We start from the raw sequence: 17,338 nt of genomic DNA, 5'->3' as shown, positions 1-17,338 counted from the left end.
CAGGCTTTCCTCGCCGCCGTCAAACAATTAGCATAATCTCAATCTTATACCTCTCGATAGTCCCCTTGAATCTGGGGGAACACCGCACTTTGCCTGTAAGGAGAAGGCTTATGGCCTCGCAATGTTGGCGAATGCTGCTGAGCGCGTCATTGTTGCTGATCAGCTTGCCGTCATTGGCTCTGGAGGCCCCGACCGGGCAGGTTATCCTCGAGATTACCGGACGTATCGGTGCAACCAATACCCAGACTGAAGCGCACTTTGATCGAGACATGCTCGAAGCGTTGCCTCAGCATAGCGTGATCACCGGCCAGCCATGGATTGATGGGCAATCAACCTTCGAAGGTCCATTGCTGCGTGATGTGATGCAGGCTGTCGATGCACAGGGCGAGACTATGAGTGTGCAGGCCATCCGCGATTACAAGGCGGATATTCCGTTATCCGATGCGCAGGATCACGATGTCATCCTTGCCCTGGTTCGCGATGGTGCTCCGATGCGTATTCGTGACAAGGGGCCGTTGTTTGTCATCTACCCCTTTGATGAGCACCCTGAGCTCAAGACCAATATCTACTACAGCCGCTCGGTCTGGCAGGTTGCTCGAATCGAAGTGCGCTAACCGGATGCCCATGGTTCTGCGATCCACGAAAATTCCCGTAGTGGCAACTGTCGCCGCTGTGCTGTTCATGGTGGCACTGATGGTGGCCGGTGGTCTGATCTATGACCGTCACCGTACCCTGTCTCACCGTCATATCGATACCGTCACCTGGACGCTGTACCAGTTCGACCGTTCTGTACGTGATCTGCGAATGGCCATATGGAAGCGTGGTGACGCTGAGCTCGACGATACTCTGCTGGATTTCGAGATGTTGTATGGCCGCTTGCGTGGGCTTCAGGAGGGCCAGGCTGCCAGTTTTCTGCGTCAGTTCCCCGAAACGTCGGCCGATGTCGGAGAGATCGAAGGGGTCATGACGAAGCTCGATGAGATGTTCTCTGAGCTCGGCGATGGTTCGGTGAACTACGACGCGGCCATGCGGCGACAACTAGGGGATACCCTGGAGGAACTGCAGACGCGCAGCCGCCAGTTGATGCTGATTCATGGGCGGATTTCAGCCGAGACGCGATCCCGCGATATGCGTCTGCTGACTCGACTATACGGTGTCGCCTTGATGTCACTATTGTTGATTCTGGTTGCCGGTGTCTGGTTGATCCAATCAGTGGTGCGGGAGAGTCGCGCACGTGACAGCAAGACACTACTGTTGGAGTCGCAGTCGGAGGCCCTGCGCGAAGCCTTCGAGCGCGTCGAATCGGCGAGCAGAGCGAAGTCTGATTTCATGGCGATCATGAGCCACGAGATTCGTACTCCGCTCAGTGGTGTGCTGGGCATGGCCGATCTGTTGCGAGATGAGAACCTCTCCGAGGAAGGGCGTCGGCAACTGCTGGGGTTGAAGGAAAGCGCCTTCAGCTTGCGCATGGTGATCAACGATATCCTCGACTACACCCGCATCGAGTCCGGCCATCTGGACATTCAGCAGCAGGCCTTCGATTTCCATGCCATGCTCGAGCACCTGACAACGGCCTGTGGCGCTTACGAACACGGCAAAGTGCAGTTCCTGGTGCGTGCGGCTCCAGATCTACCGAAAAAGGTCGTGGGTGATCTGCACCGCCTGCGCCAGGTGTTGATGAACCTGCTGGACAATGCTTTCAAGTTCACCGATCAAGGCGTGGTCATGTTGCGAGTGTCTTGCCTGTCCGGAGATCGAGTGTCCTTTGTCGTTCATGATACCGGCTGCGGGATCGAGCCTGGAGCGCTAGGCACCATTTTCGAGCCCTTTGCTCAGAGCGATACCACCCTGGCTCGCCGCCACGATGGTACGGGGCTTGGGCTGGCAATCTGTCAGCGTTTAGTGAGAGCTATGGGCGGAGAGATCCTGGTAGATAGCCAGCCAGACAGTGGGAGTCGATTCTGGTTTGATATCAATCTGCCGCGCCCGGAATACGACGCGGAGCCGGTGGCTGAGGACGAAGGTATCGAGCCCGGCGCTCATCATGTGCTGGTCGTCGAGGATAACTCTCTCAATCGCGAGTTGACGGCGGCTATGCTGGTTCGCCTGGGGCTGACTTGCGAGTTGGTGGCCAATGGCGATCAGGCGCTGCGGGCATTGGGCAAGCGGCACTTCGATCTGGTCTTGATGGACATGCAGATGCCGGTCATGGATGGCCTGGAAACCACCCGCCGTTGGCGTCAGCAGGAGGCCGAGGCAGCCGCTGCTGGTAGCCCGCAGCCTGCCTTGCCGGTGGTGGCCTTGACCGCCAACGTCATGCCGGAGCATCAGCGTGCCTGTCTGGAAGCCGGAATGAATGAGGTGGTCGGCAAGCCCTTCTCGCGTGCGGAGCTGGCTGAGGTGCTGGCGCGCTATCCGGTATCCACAGAGTGTCCCCGGTCGACGGTCTCGGCTGAGGGGCGGGATTCTACCCAAGCCGGTTCGGTTGAGCCGATCAGTGCCCCTCTGCTGGCGGCAGGTACGCTGTCGACGGCGAGAATCGACAGCACATTGCTGTCCGAGGACACTCTGGCGGAACTGCATGAAGTAATGTCTTCCGGCGGCGTCCAACGCTTGATGAAGAACTACCTGCAGCGTTTTTCCGAACGCCTGTCGTGTTTGAGAACTGCTCTGGCCATACAGGATCGGGCTGGTCTCGAGGCCGAGGCTCACGAACTACGTGGAGTTTCGGCATCACTGGGCTTCAGTGCCATCGAAAACGCCGCTGCGGAACTCGAGGAAGGGGCGCAGCAGGCCAGTGATGAAGCGCTGGAGACCACGCTGGCCTGTCTGGAAAGACTCGGGCCGGCCTCGGGCAAGGCACTGCACGAGGCCGGTATTCTTGGGCACTGAGGTGGCTGTCTCCAATCAGTATCAGTGTGGCTCGGTACTCGCCCAACGTTCGTCAGGGTGCACTTCATTGGCGGGCATGACCGGGTCATAGCCTTCGGCACTCAGGGCGTCGATCACCTCTCGAGTGTGCTCACTACCCAGCGTTTCCAGCGTTGCTTCCACTTCGGTGGCACGCAGCGACAGGTCCGTGAAGGTACGCTGGTGAGTAATATGGATGACATTGGCCCGCTCGCGGGCCAGCAACGAGGTCAATTCCGAGAGTGCACCGGGAACATCGGGAATCGCGACCCGCACGCGCACCACCCGGCCCGAACGCACCAGCCCACGCTGAATCACCGATGACAGCGCCTGCATATCGATGTTGCCGCCGCTCAGTACCAGTCCGACATGGCGACCACGGAATCGCTCGGGCTCGCTGAGGATGGCGGCGAGGCCGGCAGCACCAGCGCCCTCGGCCACGGTCTTCTCGATTTCCAGCAGCATGAGAATGGCGCGCTCGATATCCGCTTCATCGACCAGCAGGATATCGTTGACGTGTTCGGCTACCAGTTGGCGAGTCAGCTCGCCGGGTTGCTTGACCGCAATACCCTCGGCGATGCTGGCTTGGCCACAGTGTACGGTCTGGCCGGCAAGAAGTTGCTTCATGGCGGGAAAGCGCGCTGTCTGAACCCCCAGGATCTCGATATCCGGGTTGAGGCTGGAGGTCGCCACCGCGTTGCCGGCGATCAGTCCTCCACCGCCAATCGGTACCACCAGAGCATCCAGTTCCGGTGCGTCCTCGAGCATCTCCAGTGCCACCGTGCCCTGTCCGGCGATGATATGGGGGTCGTCATAGGGGTGGACGAACACCAGTCCGTGCTGATCAGCCAGTTCGCGCGCATGGGCGCCTGCCTCGTCGACCCCATCGCCGACCAGGCGTACATCGGCACCCAGCGCGCGAGTGTTGCGGACCTTGAGGTTGGGAGTATGGCGAGGCATGACGATGGTCGCCTGAATGCCCAGGCGAGCGGCATGGTAGGCGACTGCCTGGGCATGATTGCCGGCTGACATGGCGACCACACCACGTTGACGTTGTGCCTTGTCCAGCATCAGCAGATGGTTGAGTGCACCGCGCTCCTTGAAGGCGGCAGTGAACTGGTGGTTCTCGAACTTGATGTAGATCTCGCAACCGGTCAGGCGTGACAGGGTGGCAGAGTGCAGGCAGGGAGTACGAACCAGTTGGCCAGCGGTCGCTCTGGCGGCACGCTGCACGTCGTCAAGAGTGATGCTCATCCGGGATCTCCAGTCGGCATATGATGGTTGTAGCCGGGGTAACGGCGTCGTCGACAGGTGGTTGTCAATGGGCCTTCGTCAATGGGAACGGGGTAGGCAGCGTACAGCGGATCAGCGCGGTATCGCCGCACCCGGCATTCGCTCGCGCAGGGTGGTGTCGAGATCGAATACATGCTCGTCATGACCACCAAGCTTACGCAAGGCATCGGCGAGGTTGTGGAGATAGTCGGCGTTGGCGCCGCTGGGGCCCTGTGCCTCACCGATCTGCTCGACCATCCTGGTCAGCGGGGCCTCACCGAGCCAGGCGGTATTCTCGGCGGTAGCGATGTACACCAGACCTTCGGCGCTGTCAGGGGCGAAAGCAGCGGCAGCCGAATCCGTCGCCGGCTCATCGACGAAGTGCATGGTGGTGACGCGGCGCAGGTAGCCGTTCTTCTCGCGCAGGTCGAGCGGGGCCAGGAGGTCGCGATCAATCAGGTAGGCCATGCCCAGGCACTCGGCGCCGGGTTCGTCGACCAGAGTCACCACTCGGCCGGGGGCTTCAGGGGTGCCCCTGTGGTCGTGGGAGCCTTGCCAGAAACGCCGTGACAGGCCATGGATCACCGCCGGACGGCGCTGATGCCAATCGAAGTCGGCTTTCCAGATCAGTGAGCCATAGCCGAACAGCCATATCATCGACTGCCCTTCGAAATGGTTCATGCGACGGTTGAGTTCGCGGGTATCGGCTGAGCGGAACGTTGGTGTGGTCATGGCAAGTGGCGTGGTCGGCATTTCGGTTTCTGATCTCCGGCTCCTGATCTTGAGCCCTGCTCCCGGCGGCTCCTCGTCATGCACCGGGTTACTTACCATCATGCGATAGAAGGGCGTTGATGATCCAGGCATTGATGCCTTCAGAGTGCCATTGGGTTTGTATACAAGAATTGTCGACGTATGATGGTTGGCAAGCATCGAGTCACGAGCTTCGAGCACGCTTTGCTGGAGCAGTACCCTGTACCCGAACGTCTGGATGTTATCTGTGATCCTCGGCGCGGCGCTGGACTGCTTGAGACTGCAGCTCGTCATTCGTAGCTTGTTGACTCTGGGAAGATTGACCCTGACAAGACCGAGGAGAACCACCATGAGTTTGCATGTCTATCTGTCCGGTGAGATTCACACCGACTGGCGTGACGAGATCAAGCGGGGTGCCGAGAAGGCAGGGCTTGATGTGGTCTTTACGTCGGCAGTAACCGACCACGATGCCAGTGATGCCGCTGGTGATCACCTGGGAGCGGAATCGGATAGCTTCTGGCGCGATCACAAGTCGTCAAAGGTCAACGCGATCCGTACCCGGACCTTGATCGAGCAGAGCGATCTGGTGGTGGTACGCTTCGGTGACAAGTACAAGCAGTGGAATGCCGCCTATGACGCAGGTTACTGCGCGGCACTCGGCAAGCCCTATGTCACGCTTCATGCGGACGATATCGTGCACCCATTGAAGGAAGTCGATGGCTCGGCCATGGCCTGGGCACAGACCACCGATCAGGTCGTGGAAATCCTGGCCTACGTCACGCGTAGCTGAGTCTGGAAGCGGCGAGCAGTCGAGTGGCCTCTTTCGGGGCTCGATGCTCGTCGCAGGGGCCTCTCAGGGCCTCTTCCTCGGCGGTGGAAACACGACTTCCATACCGCGAGCGTCGAGTTGGCGGATGTCTTCCGGACTACCGTCCTCGGCGAGGGTAATGAGGCCCATGCCGGGACCATTCCATAGCCGTTCTCCGGCCTTTGCACCATCCGGATCGCGTGGCCGGATCGCCATGGGACGTCGGCGGGTGAACCAGTTGAGTGGTGAGCGGGGTGAGAATAGCCAGCGGTTGAGGCGATCGAAGACATCCAGCAGGGTGTCAGGAAAGCAGTTCTTGATGCCACTGGAGGTGACCTGCCAGATCTTTGGCCCTTCGCGACGGTGGCGAATCAGGATGTCGTAGACGAAGGAATAGTGTACGTCGCCGGACAGCACCACATAGTGCCCGGGGGTACGGGAATGGCGGAAGATGTTGAGCATGGTGTTGGCGGCACCGCGGTGGGCCATCCAGTTCTCGGCATCGACCAGTAGCGGTTTGCCGATCATGGTGAACAGCTTCTGGATGATCTCGATCAACTTGACTCCGAACATCGGAGCCGGAGAGACGATGATGACCGAACGAGCGCCGAGGATCTGCTGCTGCAGCTCGGACAGAGCCTCCCAATCCATCAATCCTGAAGGATGTTCGGGGTCGCGTTCACTGCGCCAGCGCCGGGTGCGGGTATCCAGAGCCACCAGTTTGGGATTGCCATCGATCTCGAAGCCCCAGCCCTCGAAGCGCAACAGATGTCGAATCACCTCGTCGAGTCGTTGACCGTCCAGCCAGTTGTGATTGGCTGCGGCTGCTTCAAGCAGAGTCTGAGCTTCATCGAGCGGTGTGGCGAGCCGCTGGGGGTCGTTGCCCCAGCCCTGACAGAGCAGATACCCCAGCAGCGCGTTTCCGATGATCCGCCGCGAGAACGGATGGCCATAGGCGGTGCGCTCCCAATCGGCGGTCAGGTTCCAGTCATCGGTGATGTCGTGATCATCGAAGATCATCAGCGTCGGCAGGTTTGCCATGACCCGTGCGGCTGCCGGCAGCGTTGCGACGAATCGCTCGATGACTTCCGCTTCGTTGTCATAGGTCGCCCTGTCCTCATCGGACAGCTCCGGTGGTTGCATATCGATCAACCGCCAGGGAGTCGGTGACCACACCAGCAGGTACATGGCGATGACTTCGGCAAAAGTCATCAGGTGATTGTTGGCGCTGGCCGACGTAAACACGGGTTTGCGCGCACCACCGAAGAAACGCTTGCGCAGCTCGCGGCTTTCCTTCACGTCGGGCAGTAGCTGCTGGCGATGGTAGTAGCAGGCATCACAGGAGTAGAGCGCCTGGCTGTCGGGGAGGGTGGCTTCCTCGAGAGGCTCGTCAAACAGTCCCAGTCGTGCGATCAGCTCATGAATGGCCACCAGCATGGGACCGGCAACGTCATCGGCATACACCTGGTCGCCGGTCATCAACAGCCAACTGGGCCATTCGGAGGGCTGTTCGAGCCGTTGCTCCAGCCAGCCATCGACATGGGCCAGCCCATCCGGCCCATCAAAATGGGGGCGTCGGCAGGAGCCATGCAACAGACGACGCTGCTCGGCGGTGATGACGAAACCGGGATTCTGTTGCTGTGGATAATGGAGGTGGGGCGCCCAGTCGGCAATGCTGCCGCCGTCACGGATGCGCAGATCATAGTCGATGTACTGACCGGTCGGCAGTGGGCTGTCCAGACCTACCTCAATCAGATGCAGAATTGCATGATGGCCCAGCGGCATGCGACGGCACTGCTCGTCATCAAGAGGCAGCTCCTGCAGAGGTTGATCACCTGGCTTGAGCTCCAGGACCAGGTCGAGGGGGCGACTGGCGACCAGCCAGATACGCAGTCGTTCCGGTGAGCAGCGCCGCAGAATCGGACCAGCCAGTACGTCAGGCAGTGTTGAGGTCCGAGGCTGTCCATTGTCGCTCATGAGGCTCCCTTCGCGTCGCAGGTCTCCGGTAGTGGCCGGAGAAACGATTTCTGCCGCCACCCCGAACGCGGGGTGGCGGGTCCCGGCACAGAGAATATCATTGCCCCACGCCTTGTGTGTTACACCAGTTTACTGGAGCGCAGCCTGGCGATGGCTTCCGGCGCCGCGAAGCTGTCGGCATCTGACACGTCCCAGAATTCACGATACAACGGATGATCGACAGCGCCGCCTTCCAGGAGTTCGCTGGGCTTGAGGGTGTCGAGCAGGCTGATGTAGGGCCTGGCGGAGCCATTGTCGAGGCGCCGGATGATATGCTCGGGGCCCAGTTCGCCGGGATGTTGCAGGCCTGCGGCTTCCAGCAGCTCGCGCAGCGCATGCAGCGTATTGCTGTGGAAGTTCCTGACTCGTATCGCTTTGTCATCGATATCCAGGCGTCCACCGCGCAGTGGATCCTGGGTGGCGACGCCACTGGGACAGCGGTCGTTGTGGCAGCTCTGTGCCTGAATGCAACCCAGCGAGAACATGAACCCGCGAGCCATGTTCACCCAGTCGGCGCCCAACGCCATGGTGCGACAGATATCGAAGGCACTGATGATCTTGCCACTGGCGCCGATACGGATATCCTCGCGCAACCCTGCGCCGACCAGGGTGTTGTGAACCAGATTGAGAGCGTCATCGAGCGGCATGCCCAGGCGGTTGATGAACTCCAGCGGTGCGGCACCCGTCCCGCCCTGACCGCCGTCAACGATGATGTAATCGGGGTGGTCATTTTCCTCACGCATGGCCTTGACCATGGCAAACCATTCCCAGGGGTGGCCCACTGCGAGCTTGATTCCCACGGGTTTGCCCCCGGAAAGCTCACGCAGGGTCTGGATGAAACTGATCAATTCGCGGGGAGTGGAGAAGGCCGAGTGACTGGACGGAGAGACTACGTCCTGCCCCTCCGGCACGCCGCGGGTGGAGGCGATTTCTGCGGTGACCTTGGCCGCCGGCAGGATACCGCCATGGCCGGGCTTGGCCCCCTGAGAGAGCTTGATCTCGATCATCTTGACTTCTTCGCGCTGGGCGTTGCGACGGAATTTCTCCGGATCGAAACCGCCGTCATCACGCCGACAACCGAAGTAGCCGGACCCCAACTGCCAGACCAGGTCCCCTCCACGCAAGTGATAGGGGGAAATCGACCCTTCACCGGTGGTGTGATAGAAGCCGCCCATGCGTGCGCCCTCATTCAGAGCGCTGAGGGCATTGGGCGATAGCGCTCCGAAGCTCATTGCCGAGATGTTGACCGCACTGACGCTGTACGGCTGGGCACGGTTCTGTCCCACCACAATGCGGAAGTCCTGGTCTCCGATGTGTGTCGGTGCCATGGAGGGACTCATCCACTCATAGCCGGGGGCATTCATGTTGTGCAGTGAACCGAAGGGCTTCTTGTCCACGGTATTCTGGGCGCGACGGTAGACAAGGCTGCGCTGTTCACGGGAGAAGGGTACCTGGTCGGTATCCGATTCGATGAAGTACTGACGAAACTCCGGGCCGATGGATTCGAGTAGGTAGCGCATGTGCGCCAGAATCGGATAGTTGCGGCTGACGGTACGGCGGCGTTGCCGCAGGTCATGGGTGCCGAGCACCACCAGGGCGGCGAAGATCACTACGCCGATCCACCATAGACCGTCGAAGGCCAGGCCGATCAGACTGAGGATCAGGCCGGCGATGCTCAAGGCATAGGTGGTGAAACGCACAGGCAATACGGACATACAGGTCTCCTCGAAAGACAACGCGGGTCATGTCCAGACCGGTCCTTTTGGCTTTTCCATCGTTGTCGTAATGGCCACGGTTGGTGCTGATGATATATCGGGTCACCATAACGCCATTGTAACGCCAATGCAGAACCGCGATGTGACCCGGCGCATGACTGGCCTGGACGTTGGCAGCATTGCGGGAGGGCAATGAGTCGATAGTCTGTCGTTATTGACCCGGCAAGCTTTCATGTCGAGTTGACCGCGCCACAGGGAAATGCCGCCGTCAGGTTGAGGCGAGTGACCATCAAACAGCTCGGGGTGATCCACGTGATGACTATGTTGGTCGTGATAACCCGGTTGGTCGTGATAACCAGGTTGGTCGTGATAACCAGGTTGACCGCGATGACCAGATTGATAGCGACATGCCGGATCCTGGCTGGCACCAGGAGAGTGACTCGATGAGCAAGGCAACCACCAGCTTCGACTACATCATCGTAGGGGCGGGCAGTGCCGGCTGTCTGCTGGCAAAGCGCCTGAGTGAAGATCCGACGGTATCGGTTCTGCTGATCGAGGCCGGGGGGCGCGATAGTTATCCCTGGATCCATATCCCGGTTGGCTACCTCTATTGCATTGATAACCCGCGTACCGACTGGCGTTTCCGCACTCAGCCTGCCGCCGGGCTCAATGGCCGCACGCTGCTGTATCCACGGGGCAGAACCCTGGGGGGCTGCTCGAGCATCAATGGCATGATCTACATGCGTGGTCAGGCTCGAGACTATGACCATTGGGCAGCGTTGACCGGTGATGATGCATGGCGCTGGGAGTCATGCCTGGAAGACTTTCGGCGCCATGAGGACCACTATCGGCTGGATGATGGGGGGAGCGAGCAGCAACGACGCTTTCATGGCCATGGCGGCGAGTGGCGGGTCGAGCAACAGCGCTATCGCTGGCAGGTGCTGGACGATTTTGCCGCGGCAGCCCGAGAGGCGGGCATTCCGGCAACGGATGACTTCAATCGAGGCTGCAACGAGGGTGTCGACTATTTCGAGGTCAACCAGCGTGCCGGCTGGCGCTGGAATACCTCGAAGGCCTTTCTGCGCAAGGCGCTGGCACGTCCCAATCTGACACTCTGGCACGACAGCCTGGTCGAGCGCCTCGACTTTGCTGCCACCAAAGGTGCCGAGGAACCGCGTTGTACGGGAGTCAGTGTCCACCGTCAGGGGCAGCAGGTAACCGCACAGGCGAGCAGGGAAGTTATTCTGAGTGCCGGGGCCATCGGCTCGCCCCATCTGCTGCAGCTTTCCGGTATCGGCCCACGGGAGTTGCTGGAGCAGCATGGCATTGCGGTGATCAAGGAGGCGCCCGGGGTGGGCGAGAACCTTCAGGACCACCTTCAATTGCGCGCCGTCTATCGCCTGGAAGGGGCACGGACCCTGAACACCATGGTCCATCGCTGGTGGGGCAAGGCGGCGATTGCACTGCACTATCTGTTCAAGCGTTCCGGCCCGATGAGTATGGCGCCATCGCAACTGGGCATCTTTACTCGCAGCAGTCACGATCAGCAGCATCCGAATCTGGAGTTTCATGTTCAGCCATTGAGCCTCGAGGCCTTTGGTCAACCGCTTCATGAGTTCCCGGCGGTCACTGCCAGCGTCTGCAATCTGAACCCTACCAGCCGAGGAACGGTGCGTCTGGTGAGTGCAGACCCCCGTGAGGCGCCGGCCATTGCGCCCAACTATCTCGCCACCGCCGAGGATCGCCAGGTGGCAGCAGACTCATTGCGAGTGGTAAGGCGTATCGTCGAACAGGCGCCACTGGCGCAATATCGGCCTGAGGAGATCAAGCCGGGGGCATTTCTTCAGAGTGATGAGGAATTGCAGCAGGCGGCAGGTGACATCGGCACGACAATCTTTCATCCTGTCGGAACCACGGCCATGGGGCGAGCTGATGATCCCATGGCCGTGGTTGACTCTCGGCTGCGTGTGCTGGGCGTCAGTGGTCTAAGGGTGGTGGACGCTGGTGTAATGCCGACGATCGTGTCGGGTAACACCAACTCACCAACACTGATGATCGCCGAAAAGGCTGCGGCCTGGATTCGTGAATCAGTGTCATCCTGCGGTCATGATTGATAATTAGTGTTGACGTGAGCGCTCAGACCGCGCATGCTGATCGCAGTAGGTTAGCAAGTCGAACATATCTTCAGTGGTCATCGAAGCCTGATGCATCGGTTTCCCGGGGGAAGTTTCTTGTTTTACCCACTGCTACTCGGGTATTTCCCGGTAATTCAATTGCTATTCGAGGAATTCGATAATGGCTACTGGTACAGTTAAGTGGTTCAACGACACTAAAGGCTTCGGCTTCATTTCTCCGGACGACAACGGTGACGACCTGTTCGCTCACTTCTCCGAGATTCAAGCTGACGGCTTCAAGTCTCTGCAGGACGGTCAGAAGGTCTCCTTCGACGTCACTCAGGGCAAGAAAGGCCTGCAGGCTTCCAACATCAAGGTCATCGACTGATCTGATGCTGGTCCAGAGCTGAGGCTCTGAATGCAGAAGAAGGCTCGCCATTGGCGGGCCTTCTTGCGTATGTGGCTTGCGAAATGCCACAACTCCGTATTCTGCATGCCGAAGGCTCGGCATGCCTTCTTATCCCCGATGGATATAAGTGGATAAGAACCAGGAACTTTTTCGAATAAGCTGCAGCGGTCACAATGAGGCTCCTCCCGCAAGGATGCCCGCTGATGTCGCTGGACGCCTGGATTTCCCTGTTTGTTGCTGGTGCTGTCTTTCCCCTCATGGCCATGACTCGGATCAGCCCGGACATGGTGTTGATGGGCGCTGTGGTGCTGCTGTTGAGCCTGGGTGTCATCGACACCGAGCAGGCCCTGAGTGGCTTCTCCAATAGTGGTTTGTTCACTGTCGCCTTCCTGTATATCGTTGTCGCGGGGCTGCGTGAGACCGGTGGCATCGATCTGATCATTCGCTATGTGCTGGGACGGCCCCTCGGACCACGACGAGCACTGGTACGTCTGGTGCTGCCGGTGGCGGCGATCAGCTCACTGCTCAACAATACTCCAGTGGTCGCGACCTTCATTCCTGCCGTGATGAGCTGGAGTCGGCGTTTGGGACTGGCACCACAGCTATTGCTGATGCCATTGAGCTTTGCCTCGATTCTCGGTGGCACCATCACCCTATTGGGCACCAGTACCAACCTGGTGGTGCATGCGCTGGCGGAGCAGCGTATCGACGGACTCGATATGGGGCTGTTCGATGTCGCTTGGCTTGGCGTTCCCATGGCGGTGGTCGGCGTGGGTTTCCTCATCCTGGCAGGACCGCGTCTGCTGCCCCAGCGCAGTGGTACGGACGATGCCTTCTCCAACCCCCGTGAATTCACCATCGAGATGGAGGTCGATCCGCAGGGCCCGTTGGTCGACAACACGGTGGAAGAGGCCGGACTGCGTCACTTGAGCGAGCTGTTCCTGGTCGAGATCGAGCGTGGCGGTAACGTGGTCAGCGTTGTCGGGCCTGGTGAGCGTCTCAAGGGCGGTGATCGTCTGGTGTTTGCCGGCACCGCCGGTGGCGCTGTGGAACTGCAGCAGTTGCGTGGACTCATCCCCTCGAGCCAGGGCATGTCGAATCTCGAGAAGGAGTTCCGGGAGCGGCGCCTGGTCGAGGCGGTGGTCTCCGATCAGTGCCAGTTCATCGGCCAGCGTATTCGTGATGGCCATTTTCGCACCCAGTACGGGGCAGCAGTGCTGGCCGTCTGTCGGAGTGGTGAGCGGGTATCCGGTAATCTCGGTCAGATTCGTCTGCAGCCGGCTGATGTGCTGCTGCTGGAAGCGCGCCCGGCTTTCATCGAGCGTCATCGTCAATCGCGGGACTTCCTGCTCATCAGTCAGTTGGATGGTGCGGCGCGTCCAGTGCATGAGCGTGCCATTCGCGCCTGGGGGATTCTGGCGGCCGTGGTGGTACTTGCCACCAGCGGTGTGATGAGCATGATGAATGCCGCCATGCTGGGGGCGGCGGCAACCCTGCTGAGTGGTTGTGTGAGCGTCGCCGGCGCGCGCCGCAGTCTCGATACCCAGGTGTTGCTCACCATCGCCGCGTCCTTCGGTCTCGGGGCGGCCCTCGACAGCTCCGGTGCGGCATCCGCAGTGGCCGGGAGTCTATTGGCGATTGTCGGCAATCAGCCATGGCTGTTGCTGATCGGCACCTATATCGTGGTGGCGACACTGACCTCGCTGGTGACCAACAATGCCGCCGCAGTAATCACCTTTCCGATTGCCATGTCCGGGGCTGAACACCTCGGTGTCAGCCCGATGCCCTTTGTGGTGGTTGTGATGTTCGCTGCCTCGGCAAGCTTTCTGACACCGATCGGTTACCAGACCAATCTGATGGTCATGGGACCCGGGGGATATCGACTCGGCGACTATCTGCGTCTGGGCGGTCCGCTGAACCTGCTTACGGCGGTTGTGGTAGTTGGGTTGACGCCGCTCATCTGGCCTTTTGGCGGTTGAGGGAGGGGCTCGCGAAGGCACGGCCATTTGCGCTACTGTGTCGTCTCGATTTCAATGGCTTGCTGAAAGCCATCGCCCCTTGAGTCTATCGACCAGAGCCACGAGACAACCATGAGCGACAACGACCAGATCGTCATCAACCCGACCGGTGGCGCGCCTGCCGACGCCTGTATGATCATCCTGCACGGCCTGGGAGCCGATGGCCATGACTTCGAGCCGGTGGCGCAGATGATGCCGCGCCCCGACTACGCCCAGGTGCGTTTCATCATGCCCCATGCCCCTCGGCTGGCGGTGACGGTCAATGGCGGCATGGTCATGCCGGCCTGGTACGACATTCTGGAGATGAGCCTCGACCGCCGCGTTGATGAGGAACAGTTGCGTCGCTCAGCTCAACGCATCCAGGCCATCATTCGCGAGCAGATTGCGGCCGGTATCGATAGCCGCCGGATTCTGCTGGCTGGCTTCTCCCAGGGCGGTGCCGTGGCCTATGAAGCGGCATTGAGCCTTGATCAGCCGCTGGGCGGCCTGTTGGCCATGTCGACCTACCTTGCCACGGCAGACTCCGTTTCGCTGGCAGAGGCCAACCGCGGGCTGCCGATCGAGATACATCACGGCAATATGGACCCTGTGGTCCCCGAAGCCCTTGGACGCGCTGCCCATGCGCGCCTGGAGACGCTCGGCTACACCGCCAATTATCGTCAGTATCCGATGGCCCATGCGGTCTGTCCGCAGCAGATCGCCGATATCGGTGAATGGATGACATCACGTCTGGCGCAGTAGGTCTCGCTTGATGCTGCAGTAGACTTCGCTTGATGAAAATGCCGGACGCTCGTGCCTTGAAGTCGGCTGGAGTGCCTCAAGGTTCGAGAGGAGGAGGTGATAAGCATGTCTTTGAGTGAGAATCTACGTCTTCCGAAGCCCTGTCCAGTATGTGGTAGCCATAACATGCGTGTGCCGAGCACGCACAATCCGGACGAGAAGGTCCATTGTGCGTCCTGCCGCACCTACATCTGTCTGTATTCGGATGCCATGGCGATGCTGGAAAAAGAGCCTCGCAGCGAGGAGGAAAGGCTGATCGAGGACGTCGTCAATCGTGATGACCGATCCTGACACAAGAGGTTCTACACAACACCCCCAGCCGTGATGGCTGGGGGTGTTGTTCAGGTGGATGGAGTCGGGTCAGTTCATGGACTGTCAGAGCAGTTCTTCACCAGCCAGGGCGAGGCGCGAACGCTCGACGCTCTGCAGGGTGACATGACCGGCATGCGGCCAGTGTCGGAAGTTCTGTACCAGGGCTGCCATGCCGCAGGTATTGGCGGTGAGGTAGGGGGTGTCGATCTGGCCGACATTGCCCAGACACACGATCTTGGTATTGCGTCCGGCACGAGTGACCAGACTCTTCAGCTGTTTGGGTGTGAAGTTCTGTGCCTCGTCAATGATCAGGAAGGTGTCATTGAGGGTACGCCCCCGCATGAAGCCGGGAGCACGGATCTGCACTCTTGATCCCAGCAACTGACGAGTGGCGTCCTGGTTCCAGGTCGAGCTGCCGTCATGCTCGTCACGCAGCAGGTTGTCCATGTTGTCGTGGAAGGCGCCCATCCAGGGAGACATCTTCTCCTCTTCGGTGCCCGGCAGAAAACCGATATCCTCACTCATCGAGATGGGTGCCCGGGTGAACACGATCCGCTCGAAGCGCTTGCTGTCGAGGGTCTGCTGGAAAGCGGCGGCAAGGGTCATGAAGGTCTTGCCGGTACCCGCACTGCCGGCCACGGTGACCAGATCGATATCATCATCCATCAATAGGTTGAGGGTGAAGTTCTGGCGGCTGTCATGGGCATGTACGCCCCACACACTGGCGCCGTGACGGTAGTTGGTCAACAGTTCGAGAGTGGCCTGGTTCGGTGACATCTCGCGTACGATGGCCTCGAAACTGGCTTCCTGCGGATGGTCTGCGACCAGCATGCCCAGATGCCAGTCCTGCGGAATGTCGCCCTTGAGACGATAGATGACCCGGTCATCCTCGCGCTCGACCTTGACTTCCATGGCCAGCTCATCCCACAGGTCATGGCCGGCATCCGGGTAGACCTTGACACCATCGGTCATTACATCGGTGTCGTCGAAGGCTCGGTCGGTCAGGTAGTCCTCAACCGGAACGCCGAGAGCGGCCGCCTTGACCCTCAGGTTGATGTCCTTGGTGACCAGAATCACCGAGGCATCGGGGCGTTCGTCACGCAGGCGACAGGTTTCGCCGAGCAGACGGTTGTCGGGTGAGTCATCAAGGTTGTCGGGAGCCGCCAGATCGCTGTAGCACAGCAGGCGGAGACGTCCTTCGGGGCCAGCGGCACGCTGGATGGGGATGCCCTGACGAATCTGGGCGATGTCCACGTTGGCAGTGAGGTCAGAGAGGGTCCGGCTGACTTGCCGGGCGGTACGAGCGATTTCGCGAATTCCGTTCTTGTGCTTGTCGAGCTCCTCGAGCACGGTCATGGGGATGACCACTTCGTGCTCATCGAACTGATAGAGCGCAGCGGGGTCGTGGATCAGGACATTGGTGTCCAGCACGTACAGTCGGGTGGCCTTCTTGTCGATGCGTACCATCGGCACAGCTCTCCTGATTGTCACCTTGGGCGTCAACATGACGCCTCGATGTCGACACTGTCAGCGCAAGATGTCAGGGATGTGACAGCCTGCAGGTGTCGTCGTGCGTAAGAGAGGTTCTCCTTGTGTTGGTGGGAAGGGAATCAAGGGCATATCCCTTTGACTCTGTTTGGGGGAGTCAGTGCCCTTGTTTGTCTACAGCATGGACCATCATGCCGATGCTGCAAGGGCGAACTCAACAACTTTAGCGTTTCTGCATGTTTTTTCGTGTCGAGTATGGTGACCCATGATCCAGCCATGGGGCGAGAACGAACAGCATGAGGGGAGCCGTGGGCGCCGGCTCCCTCCGTCCTGCTAGACTGCGACCCTGACAGCGTTTCCATCGAAGGCCACCGGCCAGCTGCGCAGCATGACCCGCGGCTCTTCCAGACATTGTCCATCGGCCAGTCGGTAGTGTTGCTTGTAGAGGGGAGAGGCGACCACCGGCTCACCCTGGACATCGCCGACGATGCCGCGGGCAATGACATTGGCACCCGCCAGCGGATCATGGTGATCGATGGCATACAGTTCCGGCGAACGTCCGGGCAGGTAGAACAGCGCCACCTGGCAGGGGCCATCGGCGGTCTCCAGCCAGGCTGCGATGCCGGAATTGGCGACCAGATCATCGTGTTGACAGAGAAGCTGCCAGGTCTGGACGCTGGGGGCGGTAGAGGATGTGGTCATGGGAAGACTCCTGAAGTTGGGCCAACGTATTGTTGAGGTTGAGA

General features: G+C 60.0%; 14 protein-coding genes. 8 read left to right on the top strand and 6 right to left on the bottom strand.

The window, feature by feature from the left end; genetic code table 11:
- Window positions 1-110: 110 nt before the first annotated feature.
- Window positions 111-614 carry a putative pterin-binding protein gene (locus BUE38_RS05310; protein ID WP_073433993.1) on the top strand — a complete coding sequence of 168 codons (504 nt, stop codon included), beginning with the start codon at window positions 111-113 and terminating at the stop codon, window positions 612-614.
- A gap of 10 nt (window positions 615-624) precedes the next feature.
- A complete protein-coding gene (locus BUE38_RS05305; protein WP_159438852.1) occupies window positions 625-2,892 on the top strand; it encodes an ATP-binding protein in 2,268 nt (755 codons plus the stop codon).
- 21 nt (window positions 2,893-2,913) lie between these two features.
- Here the strand turns inward: BUE38_RS05305 and BUE38_RS05300 are convergent, their stop codons facing one another.
- On the bottom strand, window positions 2,914-4,164 hold the full coding sequence (locus BUE38_RS05300; protein ID WP_073433991.1) for a threonine ammonia-lyase: 1,251 nt from the start codon (window positions 4,162-4,164) through the stop codon (window positions 2,914-2,916).
- 111 nt (window positions 4,165-4,275) lie between these two features.
- Entirely contained in the window at window positions 4,276-5,046 is a 771-nt protein-coding gene (locus tag BUE38_RS05295) for a gamma-glutamylcyclotransferase (RefSeq protein WP_307725403.1), read from the bottom strand.
- A 235-nt stretch (window positions 5,047-5,281) separates the two neighbouring features.
- On the opposite strand from BUE38_RS05295, the gene BUE38_RS05290 reads away from it, so the two are divergent.
- Complete coding sequence (locus BUE38_RS05290; RefSeq protein WP_073433990.1) at window positions 5,282-5,722, top strand: YtoQ family protein; 441 nt, start codon at window positions 5,282-5,284, stop codon at window positions 5,720-5,722.
- Window positions 5,723-5,785: 63 nt separating this feature from the next.
- Here the strand turns inward: BUE38_RS05290 and BUE38_RS05285 are convergent, their stop codons facing one another.
- Both BUE38_RS05285 and BUE38_RS05280 read right to left on the bottom strand, forming a co-directional pair.
- The gene (locus BUE38_RS05285; protein WP_073433989.1) at window positions 5,786-7,717 is read right to left on the bottom strand and encodes an alkaline phosphatase D family protein; all 1,932 of its coding nucleotides are present in this window, start codon (window positions 7,715-7,717) and stop codon (window positions 5,786-5,788) included.
- A 119-nt stretch (window positions 7,718-7,836) separates the two neighbouring features.
- Entirely contained in the window at window positions 7,837-9,471 is a 1,635-nt protein-coding gene (locus BUE38_RS05280; protein WP_073433988.1) for an FMN-binding glutamate synthase family protein, read from the bottom strand.
- A gap of 443 nt (window positions 9,472-9,914) precedes the next feature.
- Here BUE38_RS05280 and BUE38_RS05270 point away from each other — a divergent pair, with 443 nt between their 5' ends.
- From BUE38_RS05270 to BUE38_RS05250, 5 genes are all read left to right on the top strand, one after another.
- Window positions 9,915-11,585, top strand: a complete 1,671-nt coding sequence (locus BUE38_RS05270) for a GMC family oxidoreductase (protein WP_073433986.1) — start codon at window positions 9,915-9,917, stop codon at window positions 11,583-11,585.
- 181 nt (window positions 11,586-11,766) lie between these two features.
- Complete coding sequence (locus BUE38_RS05265) at window positions 11,767-11,973, top strand: cold-shock protein (protein WP_021818720.1); 207 nt, start codon at window positions 11,767-11,769, stop codon at window positions 11,971-11,973.
- A 224-nt stretch (window positions 11,974-12,197) separates the two neighbouring features.
- Window positions 12,198-13,973 carry an SLC13 family permease gene (locus BUE38_RS05260; protein ID WP_073433985.1) on the top strand — a complete coding sequence of 592 codons (1,776 nt, stop codon included), beginning with the start codon at window positions 12,198-12,200 and terminating at the stop codon, window positions 13,971-13,973.
- Window positions 13,974-14,084: 111 nt separating this feature from the next.
- Window positions 14,085-14,753: an alpha/beta hydrolase gene (locus tag BUE38_RS05255; RefSeq protein ID WP_073433984.1), complete on the top strand. Its 669-nt coding sequence runs from the start codon at window positions 14,085-14,087 to the stop codon at window positions 14,751-14,753.
- Window positions 14,754-14,858: 105 nt separating this feature from the next.
- Window positions 14,859-15,083, top strand: coding sequence for a hypothetical protein (locus BUE38_RS05250; protein ID WP_073433983.1), 225 nt, complete (start codon window positions 14,859-14,861; stop codon window positions 15,081-15,083).
- Between the two features lie 84 nt (window positions 15,084-15,167).
- Here BUE38_RS05250 and BUE38_RS05245 read toward each other — a convergent pair whose 3' ends face one another.
- Entirely contained in the window at window positions 15,168-16,571 is a 1,404-nt protein-coding gene (locus BUE38_RS05245; protein WP_073433982.1) for a PhoH family protein, read from the bottom strand.
- A 354-nt stretch (window positions 16,572-16,925) separates the two neighbouring features.
- The gene (gene nirD / locus BUE38_RS05240; RefSeq protein ID WP_073433981.1) at window positions 16,926-17,294 is read right to left on the bottom strand and encodes a nitrite reductase small subunit NirD; all 369 of its coding nucleotides are present in this window, start codon (window positions 17,292-17,294) and stop codon (window positions 16,926-16,928) included.
- Window positions 17,295-17,338: the final 44 nt, after the last annotated feature.

This window comes from Halomonas cupida (genome assembly GCF_900142755.1).
Taxonomy (GTDB): Bacteria; Pseudomonadota; Gammaproteobacteria; order Pseudomonadales; family Halomonadaceae; genus Halomonas; species Halomonas cupida.
Note: the sequence above shows the minus strand (reverse complement) of the source record. Positions and strands in the feature narration are given on the sequence as shown.

Excerpts from the sequence above, each read along its gene's own strand:
- nirD (WP_073433981.1), bottom strand. The coding sequence starts at position 17,294 with ATGACCACATCCTCTACCGCCCCCAGCGTCCAGACCTGGCAGCTTCTC.
- BUE38_RS05245 (WP_073433982.1), bottom strand. The coding sequence starts at position 16,571 with ATGGTACGCATCGACAAGAAGGCCACCCGACTGTACGTGCTGGACACC.
- BUE38_RS05305 (WP_159438852.1), top strand. The coding sequence starts at position 625 with ATGGTTCTGCGATCCACGAAAATTCCCGTAGTGGCAACTGTCGCCGCT.
- BUE38_RS05285 (WP_073433989.1), bottom strand. The coding sequence starts at position 7,717 with ATGAGCGACAATGGACAGCCTCGGACCTCAACACTGCCTGACGTACTG.
- BUE38_RS05310 (WP_073433993.1), top strand. The coding sequence starts at position 111 with ATGGCCTCGCAATGTTGGCGAATGCTGCTGAGCGCGTCATTGTTGCTG.
- BUE38_RS05280 (WP_073433988.1), bottom strand. The coding sequence starts at position 9,471 with ATGTCCGTATTGCCTGTGCGTTTCACCACCTATGCCTTGAGCATCGCC.
- BUE38_RS05300 (WP_073433991.1), bottom strand. The coding sequence starts at position 4,164 with ATGAGCATCACTCTTGACGACGTGCAGCGTGCCGCCAGAGCGACCGCT.
- BUE38_RS05250 (WP_073433983.1), top strand. The coding sequence starts at position 14,859 with ATGTCTTTGAGTGAGAATCTACGTCTTCCGAAGCCCTGTCCAGTATGT.
- BUE38_RS05255 (WP_073433984.1), top strand. The coding sequence starts at position 14,085 with ATGAGCGACAACGACCAGATCGTCATCAACCCGACCGGTGGCGCGCCT.
- BUE38_RS05295 (WP_307725403.1), bottom strand. The coding sequence starts at position 5,046 with ATGCCTGGATCATCAACGCCCTTCTATCGCATGATGGTAAGTAACCCG.
- BUE38_RS05290 (WP_073433990.1), top strand. The coding sequence starts at position 5,282 with ATGAGTTTGCATGTCTATCTGTCCGGTGAGATTCACACCGACTGGCGT.
- BUE38_RS05260 (WP_073433985.1), top strand. The coding sequence starts at position 12,198 with ATGTCGCTGGACGCCTGGATTTCCCTGTTTGTTGCTGGTGCTGTCTTT.
- BUE38_RS05270 (WP_073433986.1), top strand. The coding sequence starts at position 9,915 with ATGAGCAAGGCAACCACCAGCTTCGACTACATCATCGTAGGGGCGGGC.
- BUE38_RS05265 (WP_021818720.1), top strand. The coding sequence starts at position 11,767 with ATGGCTACTGGTACAGTTAAGTGGTTCAACGACACTAAAGGCTTCGGC.